Here is a 13,881-nt window from a genome sequence, read left to right as displayed (position 1 = left end):
CTCATTCGTTGGCCACGCCATGGATCGGCCGAATGGTGCTCCAGCTCTTGCAGCTGGGGCACTGCCAGTGATGCGCCTTGGCGCCGAAACCGCAGCGGCTGCAGCGGTACATGGCCTGCCCTTCCAGCAGCTTCTTGGTGAGATCGCGCAGGATCAGGAAGTTCTCCCGCGCCTCGCCTTCCATCTTGTCCATGGTGGCGTCGATCAGCGCCATCAACCCGCGAACCGAAGGACGCTGGCGCAGTTGCGAGGTGAGGAACTCAATCGCCGTACGCTCGCCGTCACGCTGCTGATACAGGCGCGTCAAGGCGAGCACGGGCGAAATGCCGTGATAGCGCTCAAGAATGTCGCGGAGAAAATGTTCGGCATGCTCCATCTGCTGCGAACGCGCGTAACTGTTGAGCAAGGGTGGCAGAATCTCCGGAACGAAGGCGATATCCGCCTCGACGGCATGCTCGTAGGCCTTGGCCGCTTCCGCGTGCTGCCCCTCTTCCGCGTACAGGCGTCCGGTCAGCATGAACGCGCGCACGCAATCGGCCTGACACGCAAAGGCCTGGCGCAGGTACTCGCGGGCATCCTGACGAGCACCATGCTGACGTGACTGTTCGGCCAGCTCGCAATAGAACTGCGCGATCATGCCGGCTTCATCCTCGCCCGTCATCGCCTCAAGGCGGCGCGCATGTTCGATCGCCTTGTGCCAGTCGCGCTCATGCTGGTAGATCGCAATCAGATGACGCAGCGCCGACGGGGCGTGCGCATCCATCGCCACCAGATCAGAGAACAGCGTTTCGGCACGATCAAGCAGGCCGGCACGCATGTAATCCTCGCCCAGCTCGAGCAAGGCAACCGTCTTCATGGCATCGGACAGGCCCGGCCGCGATACCAGATGCTGGTGCAGGCGAATGGCGCGATCCACTTCACCGCGCCGGCGGAACAGGTTGCCCAGCGCCAGATGCGTTTCGACCGTGTCGCGGTTGTATTCGGCCAGCTTGAGGAACACCTCGATGGCCTTGTCCTGCTCTTCGTTGAGCAGGTAGTTCAGGCCGCGGAAGTAATCCGAGGAGAGCTCACTGACCTGGGCACCGGAACGCCGAACGCCTGCCCGGCGGGCGGTCCACCAGCCACTGGCAAATGCTGCAGGTACCAACAGGATGAGTACGTAAAGAAGCGCGCTCATGCACCAGCCGGAGAGGTATTGGCCTTGCCGCCCGCCTTCCCGGCGGCAGCCTTGCGGCGCAAGCGTTGTTGCCTGGTACTGACGCCCAGCCACGCTGTAAGGCCGCCCAGCAGCCAGCCGATGACCAGGGCCACCAGCAGGGCCGCCCCCTTGGGCAGCGAGAAGTGGGCGAAGCCCAGGTCGTAACCGACCAGGTCGGCATTCAGCGCGCCGAGCACGATACCGGCGGCGACAAAGAGCAGGAGAATCAGCGTGACGATCAGGCGCATGGCGCGACTTTACCCGATTGCCCGGACCCGTCACAGGCGGGGACTCGAGCGTGCTTCATAAACCGGTGGGCAATCCGTTTTTCGCCCAGGCCGGCCAGCGCAAAAACTTGCCGGTACGGAAAAAAAAGAAGGCAGGACCGACTTGTCGTCGCCTGCCTTCCAGAAACATGCTGTCGTGAATCCGCGTGAGCGGGGATCAGTCCAGATTCAAGTTGACGCGTTCGCGCAGTTCCTTGCCCGGCTTGAAGTGCGGGACATGCTTGCCCGGCAAAGCCACTGCGTCACCCGTCTTGGGATTACGTCCCATGCGCGGCGGACGATAATGCAGCGCAAAGCTGCCGAAGCCGCGGACCTCGATGCGCTCGCCATTGGAAAGAGCATGGCTCATCTGTTCGATCACGCTTTTGACCGCCAACTCCACGTCCGCGAACGCGAGATGGGTCTGACGCCGTGCCAGCGCCTCAATCAATTCGGATTTGGTCATGGGTCCCCAATGTCCGTGACGTGAAACCGCGGGGCGGCTGAGCGCCGCCCCGCATTCCTGCTACTACTGCTTAGTCAGCCTTGTTGAGCTGCTCTTTGAGCAGCGCACCGAGCTTCGTCGTACCGCCGGAAGCGGACGAGTACTCAGCCATGGCATCGCTAAGTTCTTCTTCGTCCTTGGCGCGGATCGACAGCTGCAGCTGGCGGCCCTTACGGTCCATGCCGGTGAACTTGGCTTCGACCTTGTCGCCCACCTTCAGGTGCTGCGTAGCGTCTTCGATGCGCTCCTTGGCGATGTCGTTGGCGCGGAGGTAACCCTCGACGCCCTCGCCCAGGTCGATCACGGCGCCCTTGGCGTCCACTTCCTTCACGGTGCCATTGACGATGGTGCCGCGCGGGTTGGTGGCCATGAACTGACCGAACGGATCCTGCTCCATCTGCTTGATGCCGAGGGAGATGCGCTCGCGCTCCGGATCCACGGCCAGCACCACGGCTTCGATCTCGTCGCCCTTCTTGAAGTTGCGCACGAGGTCTTCACCCGAGGCCTGCCACGAGATGTCGGACAGGTGGACCAGACCGTCGATGCCGCCGTCCAGGCCGATGAAGATGCCGAAGTCGGTGATCGACTTGATCTGACCGGACACCTTGTCGCCCTTCTTGTGCATGGCGGCGAAAGCTTCCCACGGGTTCGAGCGGGTCTGCTTGATACCCAGCGAGATGCGGCGACGCTCTTCATCCACGTCCAGCACCATCACTTCGGTCTCGTCACCGACCTGCACCACCTTGGCCGGGTTGACGTTCTTGTTGGTCCAGTCCATTTCGGACACGTGGACCAGGCCTTCCACGCCCGGCTCGATCTCGACGAAGCAGCCGTAATCGGTGACGTTGGAGACCTTGCCGAACAGGCGGCTGCCGACCGGGTAGCGGCGGGCGATGGCGACCCACGGGTCGTCGCCCAGCTGCTTCAGGCCCAGCGACACGCGGTTGCGCTCGCGGTCGTACTTCAGCACGCGGACGTCCAGCTCGTCGCCAACGTTGACGACTTCGGACGGATGACGCACGCGCTTCCACGCCATGTCGGTGATGTGCAGCAGGCCGTCGATGCCGCCCAGGTCCACGAATGCGCCGTAGTCGGTGAGGTTCTTGACCGTACCCTTGACCACTGCGCCTTCGGTCAGGCGCTCAAGCAGCTTCTCGCGCTCCTCGGAGAACTCGGTCTCGACGACGGCGCGGCGGCTGACCACAACGTTGTTGCGCTTGCGGTCGAGCTTGATGATCTTGAACTCGAGGTCCTTGCCTTCCAGGTAGACCGGATCGCGGACCGGACGGACGTCGACCAGCGAGCCCGGCAGGAATGCGCGGACGTCCTTGATGTCGACGGTGAAACCGCCCTTGACCTTGCCGGAGATCTTGCCGGTGATGGTCTCTTCCTTGTCGAAGGCCTGCTCGAGGTCGTCCCAAACCATGGAACGCTTGGCCTTCTCACGGGAGAGCTTGGTCTCGCCGAAACCGTCTTCCAGCGCGTCGAGGGCAACCTTCACCTCGTCGCCCACCTGCACTTCCAGCTCTCCGCTCTCGTCCTTGAACTGCTCGATCGGGACGATGCCTTCGCTCTTCAGGCCAGCGTTGATCACGACGACGTCGTTGCGGATTTCCACAACGATACCCGTGACGATCGCGCCCGGCTTCAGCTTGGAGATGGCCTGTTGGCTCTGTTCAAACAGTTCGGCAAAACTTTCAGTCATGTTGATTCCAGAAATAAGAAAAGGCCTTAGGTCCTTGTGCGCACCTGTATGAATGGCGCACGGACGGTCGGCCCACCGGCTATGGGTGTCGCGGGATCGCTCCCTTGGCACCGTTGACCAATATCCCCCGCCAGGGCGGAGGCGCCATAGCCATCAGCAGCCCGTCAGGACTGCACGACAGCCAATACTTTCGCGACGACATCGTCGATGCCCATGCCGGTGGTATCGATGAAAACCGCATCCGCGGCCGGCTTGAGCGGCGCGACTGTCCGTGAGGCATCACGGGCGTCACGCGCTTCGATCTCGTGCTGAAGGGTAGCAAGTGTAACGCTCAGACCCTTTTCCTTCAACTGCTTATAGCGCCTTTTCGCCCTTTCGGCGGCGCTGGCCGTAAGGAATACCTTGAACGGGGCATCCGGGAAGATCACCGTGCCCATGTCCCGGCCGTCCGCCACCAGGCCCGGGGCCTTGCGGAAGGCCAGCTGCATATCCACAAGTGCCTGACGCACCGAAGGAATCGAGGCAATGGCCGAGGCCGCCGCGCCGGCCGTTTCGGTACGCAGTTCGTCGGTGGCGTCGTGCCCGTTCACCACCACCCGGGTGTCGCTGCCATCCGTGGTGGCACGGAAGCGGATCTTGGTGGTCTGGGCACAGCGGGTCATGGCATCCACATCGGAGAGGTCCAACCCCTCCATGCCTGCCGCATAGCCCACCGCCCGGTACAGGGCGCCGGAATCCAGCAGCCGCCAACCCAGTTTCTCAGCCACCTTGCGACTGATGGTGCCCTTGCCCGACCCGGAAGGTCCGTCGATGGTAAGTACGGGGACGGACGAGGACGAGGTCATAGGGACTCCTGACGCGGGCGAAAGAAAACGCATATTCTATCGCGTTGGTCCTCGCACGGAACGCGGTGTGTCCACTCACCCTTTGAAGCCCGTCAGACCATGCAAGTCCAAACCATGACCGATCTGCGTCGCGATTTCGAACAAGCCGCCGAAGACATCCAGCAGCTTGGCCAGCGACCGGACAACGACACCCTGCTCAAACTCTATGCCCTGTACAAGCAGGGTTCCGAAGGCGATGTCCACGGCGAGCAGCCGGGCTTTTTCGACTTCGTCGGCACTGCCAAGTACGAGGCTTGGGCGCACCTGCGCGGCGTGTCCGAAGACAATGCCATGCAACGCTACATCGAGCTGGTACAGGATCTGCTGAGCTGACACGTTCGGCTCGCACCTCTCCCTTCGGCCCGCGGCACGTAGCACGCAATTCGGGGCAGCGTTCAAAGGATCTCACCGTCATCCCGGCGAAAGCCGGGATCCAGCGACGTTGCCTTTGAGGCAGCGTAAAGACACTGGATCCCGGCTTTCGCCGGGATGACGGTGAGTGAACCCGAACGCCACTCCACACACGGCGCTTGCTTTCAAACGCCCTCCGCAGGCACATTCATACGATCGTTTGAACCCTGCCGGCGGTCTGCATGAACTTCCCTCGCCTGTTCTCCCCGCTCGACCTGGGGCACACCACCCTGCCCAACCGAATCCTGATGGGCTCGATGCATACGGGCCTGGAGGACAAATCCAGCGACTACGACAAGCTTGCCGCGTACTTTGCCGAACGCGCGCGCGGCGGCGTGGGGCTGATGGTCACCGGTGGCATTGCCCCGAGCATCCAGGGCTGGCTCAAACCGTTTGGCGGCCGGCTCTCCATGCCATGGCATGTGGCGCGCCACCGCAAGCTCACGCGCGCCGTACATGCCGAAGGCGGCAAGTTGTGCATGCAGATCCTGCACGCGGGACGCTACGGCTACCACCCGCTGTCGGTAGCGCCGTCGAAGATCAAATCGCCGATTACCCCGTTCACGCCTCGCGGCCTGTCTACCCGCGGCGTCGTGCGCACCATCAGTGACTTCGTGCGCTGCGCGAAACTCGCACAGGACGCCGGTTACGACGGCGTCGAGGTGATGGGCTCGGAAGGCTATCTGATCAACCAGTTCCTCACCGCCCGCACCAACCAGCGCAGCGATGCCTGGGGCGGTGACGCGGCGAAACGCATGCGGTTTCCCGTGGAAATCGTGCGCCGCACGCGTGAAGCGGTGGGCCGCGATTTCATCATCATCTATCGCCTGTCGATGCTCGACCTGGTGGAAAACGGGCAGGACTGGAGCGAAATCGTGACACTGGCCAAGGCCATCGAAGCGGCTGGCGCCAGCATCATCAACACCGGCATCGGCTGGCACGAGGCACGCGTCCCCACCATTGTCACCAGCGTGCCGCGTGCAGGCTTTGCGTGGGTCACGAAGAAGCTCAAGGGCGAGGTATCCATCCCGCTGATCACCACCAACCGCATCAACATGCCGGAGGTGGCCGAGCAGGTGCTCGCCGCCGGCGAGGCGGACATGGTGTCGATGGCGCGCCCGCTGCTGGCCGATCCGGAATGGCCCAACAAGGCGAAGGCCGGCCGCAGCGAACGCATCAATACCTGCATTGCCTGCAACCAGGCCTGCCTCGACCACGTATTCAAGAGCCGGCGCGCAAGCTGCCTGCTCAACCCGCGCGCCTGCCATGAAACGGAGTTGCGCATCGAACCGGCGATTGTCCGCAAGAAGATCGCCGTGGTCGGCGCCGGCCCCGCCGGCCTGGCCTGCGCGAGCACCCTCGCCGAGCGCGGCCATGCCGTGACGCTGATCGACAAGGCCAGCGAGATCGGCGGCCAGTTCAACTACGCCAAGCGCATTCCCGGCAAGGAAGAATTCCACGAGACGCTGCGCTATTTCCGTCACCGGCTGGACGACACCGGCGTGTCGGTAAAGCTTGGCCAGACGGCCGACGCCTCCACGCTTGCTGCCGATGGCCACGACGAGGTGGTGGTCGCCACCGGCATTACGCCCCGTCGCGTGCACTTCCCGGGCAGCGATGATCCGCGCGTACTGAGTTACCTCGACGTGCTCGCGCACAACAAGCCGGTCGGCGCGCGCGTCGCCATCATTGGCGCGGGCGGCATCGGTTTCGACGTCGCCGAGTTCCTGGTCGAACAGCAACCCTCTGCCACCACCGACGTCACCCGCTGGACGCGCGAATGGGGCGTGGACATGCAACTGGCCGAACGCGGCGGACTGGTACCGCCAAAGCCGGAGGCACCCGAGCGCCAGGTGTGGCTGCTCCAGCGCTCCGAGGGTCGCCCCGGCGCCCGCCTCAACAAGACCACCGGCTGGGTGCATCGCGCCACGCTCAAAGCCAAGCGCGTCAGCATGCTCGGCGGCGTCAGCTACGAACGCTTCGACGACGAAGGCCTGCACATCACGGTCGACGGCCAGACGCAGGTGCTGCCGGTGGACAACGTGATCATCTGCGCGGGACAGGAACCCAATCGCGCCCTGGCCGATGCATTGACGGCGGCCGGCATGAAGGCCCATGTCATCGGCGGGGCCGATGTGGCAGCCGAACTGGATGCCAAGCGCGCCATCGACCAGGGCACCCGCCTCGCTGCCACGCTCTGACCAGAGCGAGCCATCTGCAGGAGCGCACCCTGTGCGCGACGGCCGTGCACTGCATCAGTGAGGCCGTCGCGCACAGGGTGCACTCCTGCAACACAAACCCTTGATCCCAAACGACAACGCCCGGCGCTAGGCCGGGCGTTGTCTGGAAAAGAAAGCGCCCCGCTGGGCGACGCGTCGATATGGGTCAGGGGGGAGGAAGACCAGATATCGCGGGGATAGCGTCGCAGCGGGGCGAGGGTCGCCGGCACCTGGGGGGAGGGGACGGTGCCGGGACGAGAGGAATAATATGATCGACCGGTTATAGAAACAAATATATATTTAGGCACCAACTTATTCGAAAAACGTCTTAAAGCCCTGAAATGTTCGACTTCCGTCAGCTTCGTTACTTTGTAACAGTCGCAGAAGAGCTCAGCTTCACGCGGGCGGCCCAGCGCCTGTACATCTCGCAACCCCCTCTTTCCCAGCAGATTCAGTCACTTGAGAACGATCTGGGGGTGCGGCTACTGGAGCGCAACAAGCGCAACGTTTCCCTGACTGAACCGGGCAAGCTGTTCCTGGAACAGGCCCGACAGATTCTGGACAAGGCCGAGGAAGCCCGCGCCCAGATGGCCGATGCGGCCACCGGCTTCAGCGGCAAGCTGCGACTGGCCTACACCGTGTCGGTGACCTTCCACCCCGCCCTGCCCCAGACGCTTCTTCGCTATCGCAGTTTCGCGCCACAGGTGCGCCTGATCCTGAGCGAGATGTACACCGAGCAGCAGTACGCGGCCCTGCTGGCCGGTGAGCTGGACGTGGGCTTCGTGCGCGATGAGCCGGAACACCCCGGCATGGCCAGGCACCTACGGCTGGACGTGATCGACCGCGAACCCCTGCTGCTTGCCCTGCCCGCCAACCACCCGCTGGCCGGGCGCGACAGCATCTGGCTACGGGAGGTGGCCATGGAGGCCTTCGTGGTGCAGCCGCGCGAGCTGGCAGCCACCCTGTATGACCGCCTGGCGCAGATTGCCGCCAAGGCCAACTTCCATCCCTTGATCCGCCAGCACGCCCAGCAGATCAACGGCCTGCTGGTGCTGGTGGCAGCGGGCATGGGGCTCGCCCTAGTGCCGGCGTCCATGCGCTCGGTGAACCTGCCCGGCGTGAAATACCTGCAGCTGGAAGACCCGGACGCCTATATGCTGCTGGCCCTGGCCAGTCGTGCCGACGACCCCAGCCCAGTGGTCCGCCGCTTCCTGAGTGCCATGACCGAGCCGGAGTGACATGGCGCAGGCGCGCGGCCGTCCCAGGCATGCTGAGCGCGCCAATAGCGCAATTGATCCAAGGACTTGTCTGTAGTCAAGAAACTGTTTATAGTTGCCGTCTTGTATTTTCTCTTTCTATAGTTTCAGGAGCTGGCCGTGAAGGTGCTTTCCTCTTTGAAGTCCGCCAAGTCGCGGCACCGTGACTGCAAGGTTGTGCGTCGTCGCGGCAAGGTGTTCGTGATCTGCAAGAGCAACCCGCGTTTCAAGGCTCGTCAGCGCTAATTTTCTAGCTGCGACGTGTCACGAAAAGGGCCGCGAGAGCGGCCCTTTTTTGTTGCCTGTTTTTTTGTTGGCTACGTTGCTGCCCTGTAGGAGCGCACTTGTGCGCGACAACCCACCGGGCTGACGAACCGCAACACCGCGATCGCGCACAAGTGCGCTCCTACAAAAACGCCCATGCCGTATTCACCCAAAGAAAAAGGCCGCAAAAGCGGCCCTTTTCTGCCCAACGAAACCGCAAACCTCAGGCCTCGTAACGCACGCCCGTGATCTCGTAGTGCTTCACGCCATTCGGCGCGGTGAACTCGAAGCTGTCGCCTTCGCTCTTGCCGATCAGGGCACGCGCGATGGGCGAGGACACCGCAATCAGGCGCAGCTTGATGTCGGCTTCCAGGTCACCCACGATCTGGTAGGTCACGGCTTCGCCGCTGTCCTCGTCTTCCAGATCAACGGTTGCACCGAACACCACGCGATTGCCGGCTGCAAGACGACTCACATCGATCACTTCCGCCGTGGACAGCAGGGCTTCCAGGGCGGCGATACGCCCCTCGATGAAGCTCTGCTGCTCGCGTGCGGCGTGATACTCCGCGTTCTCCTTGAGGTCGCCGTGCGCACGTGCCTCGGCGATGGCCGCGATGATGTTCGGCCGATCCGTGGACTTCAGCTTTTCCAGCTCACCGCGCAGACGCTCCGAACCCGCCTTGGTAATAGGCGCACGACTCATGCTTTCAGCTCCTTGTGCAGTTCCTGCAGGCTGTGCACCTGGCCGTCACCGTGGTAATCCAACGAGTGCACCAGCGCACGGGCACCGGCCACCGTGGTGGAGTACGTGACGCGCTGCTGCAGGGCCTCGCGGCGGATCGAGAACGAGTCGGCGATGGCTGCCTTGCCCTCGGTCGTGTTGACGATATAGACGATCTCGCCGTTCTTGATCAGGTCGACAATGTGCGGGCGGCCTTCGATCACCTTGTTGATGCGCTCGCAGGTCACGCCGTGCTCGGCCAGGTACTTGGCCGTGCCTTCGGTGGCGACCAGGCTGAAGCCCTTTTCCAGCACTTCGCGGGCCACCGGCAGCAGGCGATCCTTGTCGGCGTCACGCACCGACACGAACACCTTGCCCTTCGGCGGCGTCTTGATGCCGGCGGCATCGTGACCGCGCGCGAAGGCGGCACCGAAGCTGCGACCCACGCCCATCACCTCACCGGTGGAGCGCATTTCAGGGCCGAGGATCGGGTCGACATTCTGGAACTTCAGGAACGGGAAGATCGCTTCCTTCACCGAGTAGTACCCGGGAATCACTTCCTTGGTCGCGCCCTGCTTGGCGAGTGAAATGCCAGCCATCGCACGCGCGGCGATCTTGGCGAGCGGCACGCCGGTGGCCTTGGAGACGAACGGCACCGTGCGCGAGGCGCGCGGGTTCACTTCGAGGATGTACACGGTGTCGCCCTGGATGGCGAACTGCGTATTCATCAGGCCGACGACCTTCAGCTCCTTCGCCATCGCGGTGACCTGGCGGCGCATTTCATCCTGCACCTCCTGCGTCAGCGAGTACGGCGGCAGCGAGCAGGACGAGTCGCCCGAGTGGACGCCCGCTTCCTCGATATGCTCCATGATGCCGCCGACCAGCACGTTGCCGCCGGCGTCCGCGATGATGTCCACGTCCACTTCCACCGCGTGGTCGAGGAAGCGATCCAGCAGCACCGGCGAATCATTCGACACCTGCACTGCGTCGCGGATGTAGCGCGAAAGATCGGCATCGCTGTAGACGATTTCCATCGCGCGCCCGCCGAGCACGTAGCTCGGGCGAACCACCAGCGGGTAGCCGATTTCGCGCGCCGACGCCAAGGCTTCTTCCGGCGTACGCGCCGTGCGGTTCGGCGGCTGCTTCAGGCCGATCTTTTCGATCATCTGCTGGAAGCGTTCGCGGTCTTCCGCCAAGTCGATACTGTCTGGCGACGTACCGATCACCGGTGCGCCAGCCGCTTCAAGCGCGCGCGCCAGCTTCAGCGGCGTCTGGCCACCGTACTGCACGATCACGCCCTTGGGCTTCTCGAGGTCGACGATCTCCAGCACGTCTTCCAGCGTCAGCGGCTCGAAGTACAGGCGGTCGGAGGTGTCGTAATCGGTGGAGACGGTTTCCGGGTTGCAGTTGACCATGATGGTTTCGAAACCATCCTCGCGCAGGGCGAGCGCGGCGTGCACGCAGCAGTAGTCGAACTCGATGCCCTGGCCGATGCGGTTCGGACCACCGCCGAGCACGATGATCTTGTCGCGGTCGGTCGGATTGGCCTCGCACTCTTCCTCGTAGGTCGAGTACATGTAGGCCGTGGTGGTGGCGAACTCGGCGGCGCAGGAATCCACGCGCTTGTACACCGGGCGCACGCCCAGCGTGCGGCGCAGGTGGCGCATGGCCGCTTCGTTGGTGTCGAGCAGTTCGGCCAGGCGCGCATCGGAGAAACCCATGCGCTTGAGTTCGCGCATGCGCAGTGCGTCGATGGCAGCGATGCCCTGCGACTGCACTTCCTTCTCGGTCAGCACGATGTCTTCGAACGCCGCCAGGAACCAGGGGTCGACGCGGCTGAGGCCGTACACGTCTTCCAGCGTCAGGCCAGCGCGGAACGCATCGGCAAGGTGGAACACGCGGTCCGGACGCGGCTCGCGCAGCTCGCGCTTGAGCGCGTTGACGCCTTCGTCCGTGGTGAGGTCCAGACCCGTCGGGTTCAGGCCGGTCTTGCCGATTTCCAGGCCACGCAGCGCCTTCTGCAGCGATTCGTGGAAGGTGCGGCCCATCGCCATCACTTCACCCACCGACTTCATCTGAGTGGTGAGGCGGGCATCAGCGGACGGGAACTTCTCGAACGCAAAGCGCGGGATCTTGGTGACGACGTAATCGATGGTCGGCTCGAACGACGCCGGGGTCAGGCCGCCGGTGATGTCGTTCTTGAGTTCGTCCAGCGTGTAGCCCACGGCCAGCTTCGCGGCGATCTTGGCGATCGGGAAACCGGTGGCCTTGGAGGCCAGCGCCGACGAGCGCGACACGCGCGGGTTCATCTCGATGACCACCACGCGGCCGTTCTCGGCATTGATGCCGAACTGCACGTTGGAGCCACCGGTGTCCACGCCGATCTTGCGCAGCACGGCGATGGAGGCATCGCGCAGGCGCTGGTATTCCTTGTCGGTGAGCGTCTGCGCCGGCGCGACGGTGATCGAGTCGCCGGTATGCACGCCCATCGGATCGAGGTTTTCGATGGAGCACACGATGATGCAGTTGTCCGCCTTGTCGCGGACCACTTCCATCTCGAATTCCTTCCAGCCGAGCACGGATTCCTCGACCAGCACTTCGCCCACCGGCGAAAGCTCGAGGCCGCGCTTGACGATCTCTTCGAACTCTTCCTTGTTGTAGGCGATGCCGCCACCCGAACCACCCAGCGTGAAGCTCGGGCGGATGACGGTGGGGAAGCCCACCTTCGCCTGCGTGGCCAGCGCCTGCTCGAACGTGCGAACCACTTCGGCCTTCGGGCATTCCAGCCCGATTTCCTTCATGGCCACGCGGAACAGCTCGCGGTCTTCGGCCATGCGGATGGCTTCGCGCGAGGCGCCGATCAGCTCGACGTTGTACTTCTCGAGCACGCCGTTGTCGGCGAGGTCCAGCGCGCAGTTGAGGCCGGTCTGGCCGCCCATGGTGGGCAGCACGGCGTCCGGACGCTCCTTGGCGATGATGCGCTCCACCGTCTGCCAGTTGATCGGCTCGATGTAGACAGCGTCGGCCGTCTCCGGGTCGGTCATGATCGTGGCGGGGTTGGAGTTCACCAGGATGACGCGGTAACCCTCTTCCTTCAGCGCCTTGCAGGCCTGCGCGCCGGAGTAGTCGAACTCACAGGCCTGGCCGATGACGATCGGGCCGGCGCCAATGATGAGGATGCTCTTGATATCAGTGCGCTTAGCCATTCGTGCGGGCCTCCTGCATCAGTGCGGCAAAACGATCAAACAGATAACCAATGTCGTGCGGACCGGGGCTGGCTTCCGGGTGACCCTGGAAGCAGAACGCCGGACGGTCGGTGAGCGCGAAGCCCTGCAGCGAACCGTCGAACAGCGACGCATGCGTCACGCGCACGTTCGCCGGCAGCGTCGCCGGGTCAACGGCGAAGCCGTGGTTCTGCGAGGTGATCAGCACGCGGCCGTCGTCCATGTCCTTCACCGGATGGTTCGCGCCGTGATGGCCGAACTTCATCTTCAGCGTCTTGGCGCCCAGCGCCAGGCCCATGATCTGGTGACCCAGGCAGATGCCGAAGAGCGGGATCTTCGCGTCGAGGAATTCGCGCGCAGCCACGATGGCGTAGTCGCAGGCCGCCGGATCGCCAGGGCCGTTGGAAAGGAACACACCATCCGGCTTCATCGCCAGCACGTCGGCGGCAGGCGTCTGCGCCGGCACCACGGTGATGTCGCAACCCTGTTCGGCCAGCAGGCGCAGGATGTTGTACTTCACGCCGAAGTCGTAGGCCACGACCTTGAAGCGCTTGGACGGCTGATTGAAGCGGGTCTGGTCGAGGTCGTACACGCCCTCGCTCCACTGGTACGACTCACCCACGCTGACCACCTTGGCCAGATCCATGCCGTTGAGGCCCGGGAAAGCGCGCGCCTTCGCCAGCGCGGCGGCTTCGTCGATCTGCTCGCCCGCGGCGATGCAGCCGTTCAGCGCACCCTTGTCGCGCAGGATACGGGTCAGGCGACGGGTGTCGATGCCGGCAATGGCCACGATGCCGTGGCGCTTGAGGTAATCGGGAAGGCTCTCGGTGCTGCGCCAGTTGCTGGGTCGGCGCGGCACGTCGCGCACGATCAGGCCTGCCGCATGCACGGTGTCGGACTCCTCGTCCTCCACGTTCACGCCGGTGTTGCCAATGTGCGGATAAGTCAGGGTGACGATCTGTTTGGCGTACGAGGGATCGGTGAGGATCTCCTGGTAGCCGGTCATGGCGGTATTGAAAACCACCTCGCCGACGGTTTCACCAGTCGCGCCAACGGCGTAGCCGTGGAACACGCTGCCGTCTTCAAGGGCAAGCAGAGCAGGGATAGGCATGGGAGGACCGCCTTTTAGGTGCAGCAAAGTCCGCAAGCCGCTGCGAAGCAGCTTGTGGACCTTGGTCGAGGAACGTTTCAGGGCGGGTCAAAATGATAGGTGAAAGGCCCTTCCATG

12 protein-coding genes are annotated in these 13,881 nt (G+C 63.7%); 4 read left to right on the top strand and 8 right to left on the bottom strand.

Features of this window, described 5'->3' with window-relative positions; all coding sequences use genetic code 11:
* Position 1 precedes the first annotated feature (1 nt).
* The 5 genes from lapB to cmk all read right to left on the bottom strand — a co-directional run bounded on the left by lapB (position 2) and on the right by cmk (position 4,519).
* Positions 2-1,177, bottom strand: coding sequence for a lipopolysaccharide assembly protein LapB (gene lapB, locus H8F01_RS18100; RefSeq protein WP_187056426.1), 1,176 nt, complete (start codon positions 1,175-1,177; stop codon positions 2-4).
* Positions 1,174-1,446, bottom strand: coding sequence for a LapA family protein (locus H8F01_RS18095; protein ID WP_187056425.1), 273 nt, complete (start codon positions 1,444-1,446; stop codon positions 1,174-1,176). The genes lapB and H8F01_RS18095 overlap by 4 nt, the downstream gene beginning before the upstream one ends.
* 196 nt (positions 1,447-1,642) lie before the next feature.
* Positions 1,643-1,930 carry an integration host factor subunit beta gene (locus H8F01_RS18090; protein ID WP_046973381.1) on the bottom strand — a complete coding sequence of 96 codons (288 nt, stop codon included), beginning with the start codon at positions 1,928-1,930 and terminating at the stop codon, positions 1,643-1,645.
* Between the two features lie 70 nt (positions 1,931-2,000).
* Positions 2,001-3,674 carry a 30S ribosomal protein S1 gene (gene rpsA, locus H8F01_RS18085; protein ID WP_187056424.1) on the bottom strand — a complete coding sequence of 558 codons (1,674 nt, stop codon included), beginning with the start codon at positions 3,672-3,674 and terminating at the stop codon, positions 2,001-2,003.
* Between the two features lie 164 nt (positions 3,675-3,838).
* Positions 3,839-4,519 carry a (d)CMP kinase gene (cmk, locus tag H8F01_RS18080; RefSeq protein WP_187056423.1) on the bottom strand — a complete coding sequence of 227 codons (681 nt, stop codon included), beginning with the start codon at positions 4,517-4,519 and terminating at the stop codon, positions 3,839-3,841.
* Positions 4,520-4,633: 114 nt separating this feature from the next.
* On the opposite strand from cmk, the gene H8F01_RS18075 reads away from it, so the two are divergent.
* From H8F01_RS18075 to ykgO, 4 genes are all read left to right on the top strand, one after another.
* Positions 4,634-4,891, top strand: coding sequence for an acyl-CoA-binding protein (locus H8F01_RS18075; protein ID WP_187056422.1), 258 nt, complete (start codon positions 4,634-4,636; stop codon positions 4,889-4,891).
* Between the two features lie 260 nt (positions 4,892-5,151).
* Positions 5,152-7,170 (top strand): NADPH-dependent 2,4-dienoyl-CoA reductase, encoded by a 2,019-nt coding sequence (locus H8F01_RS18070; RefSeq protein ID WP_187056421.1) that lies wholly within the window; start codon positions 5,152-5,154, stop codon positions 7,168-7,170.
* Between the two features lie 359 nt (positions 7,171-7,529).
* Positions 7,530-8,426: a LysR family transcriptional regulator gene (locus H8F01_RS18065; RefSeq protein ID WP_187056420.1), complete on the top strand. Its 897-nt coding sequence runs from the start codon at positions 7,530-7,532 to the stop codon at positions 8,424-8,426.
* 138 nt (positions 8,427-8,564) lie between these two features.
* Complete coding sequence (ykgO, locus tag H8F01_RS18060; protein WP_029213509.1) at positions 8,565-8,690, top strand: type B 50S ribosomal protein L36; 126 nt, start codon at positions 8,565-8,567, stop codon at positions 8,688-8,690.
* Between the two features lie 241 nt (positions 8,691-8,931).
* Here ykgO and greA read toward each other — a convergent pair whose 3' ends face one another.
* The 3 genes from greA to carA are packed head-to-tail and all read right to left on the bottom strand — an operon-like array spanning position 8,932 to position 13,764.
* Positions 8,932-9,411, bottom strand: coding sequence for a transcription elongation factor GreA (greA, locus tag H8F01_RS18055; RefSeq protein WP_187056419.1), 480 nt, complete (start codon positions 9,409-9,411; stop codon positions 8,932-8,934).
* Positions 9,408-12,635: a carbamoyl-phosphate synthase large subunit gene (gene carB, locus H8F01_RS18050; protein WP_187056418.1), complete on the bottom strand. Its 3,228-nt coding sequence runs from the start codon at positions 12,633-12,635 to the stop codon at positions 9,408-9,410. Before carB ends, greA begins: the two co-directional genes overlap by 4 nt.
* Positions 12,628-13,764 (bottom strand): glutamine-hydrolyzing carbamoyl-phosphate synthase small subunit, encoded by a 1,137-nt coding sequence (carA, locus tag H8F01_RS18045; protein WP_187056417.1) that lies wholly within the window; start codon positions 13,762-13,764, stop codon positions 12,628-12,630. The genes carB and carA overlap by 8 nt, the downstream gene beginning before the upstream one ends.
* Positions 13,765-13,881: the final 117 nt, after the last annotated feature.

The sequence above is a fragment of the Dyella telluris genome (genome assembly GCF_014297575.1).
GTDB lineage: Bacteria > Pseudomonadota > Gammaproteobacteria > Xanthomonadales > Rhodanobacteraceae > Dyella > Dyella telluris.
This window is presented reverse-complemented; position numbering and strand designations above follow the sequence as displayed.

Bases quoted from the DNA above. Each gene is read 5' to 3' on its own strand.
- greA (WP_187056419.1), bottom strand. From the start codon at position 9,411: ATGAGTCGTGCGCCTATTACCAAGGCGGGTTCGGAGCGTCTGCGCGGT.
- H8F01_RS18090 (WP_046973381.1), bottom strand. From the start codon at position 1,930: ATGACCAAATCCGAATTGATTGAGGCGCTGGCACGGCGTCAGACCCAT.
- H8F01_RS18065 (WP_187056420.1), top strand. From the start codon at position 7,530: ATGTTCGACTTCCGTCAGCTTCGTTACTTTGTAACAGTCGCAGAAGAG.
- cmk (WP_187056423.1), bottom strand. From the start codon at position 4,519: ATGACCTCGTCCTCGTCCGTCCCCGTACTTACCATCGACGGACCTTCC.
- H8F01_RS18070 (WP_187056421.1), top strand. From the start codon at position 5,152: ATGAACTTCCCTCGCCTGTTCTCCCCGCTCGACCTGGGGCACACCACC.
- carA (WP_187056417.1), bottom strand. From the start codon at position 13,764: ATGCCTATCCCTGCTCTGCTTGCCCTTGAAGACGGCAGCGTGTTCCAC.
- carB (WP_187056418.1), bottom strand. From the start codon at position 12,635: ATGGCTAAGCGCACTGATATCAAGAGCATCCTCATCATTGGCGCCGGC.
- rpsA (WP_187056424.1), bottom strand. From the start codon at position 3,674: ATGACTGAAAGTTTTGCCGAACTGTTTGAACAGAGCCAACAGGCCATC.
- H8F01_RS18095 (WP_187056425.1), bottom strand. From the start codon at position 1,446: ATGCGCCTGATCGTCACGCTGATTCTCCTGCTCTTTGTCGCCGCCGGT.
- H8F01_RS18075 (WP_187056422.1), top strand. From the start codon at position 4,634: ATGACCGATCTGCGTCGCGATTTCGAACAAGCCGCCGAAGACATCCAG.
- lapB (WP_187056426.1), bottom strand. From the start codon at position 1,177: ATGAGCGCGCTTCTTTACGTACTCATCCTGTTGGTACCTGCAGCATTT.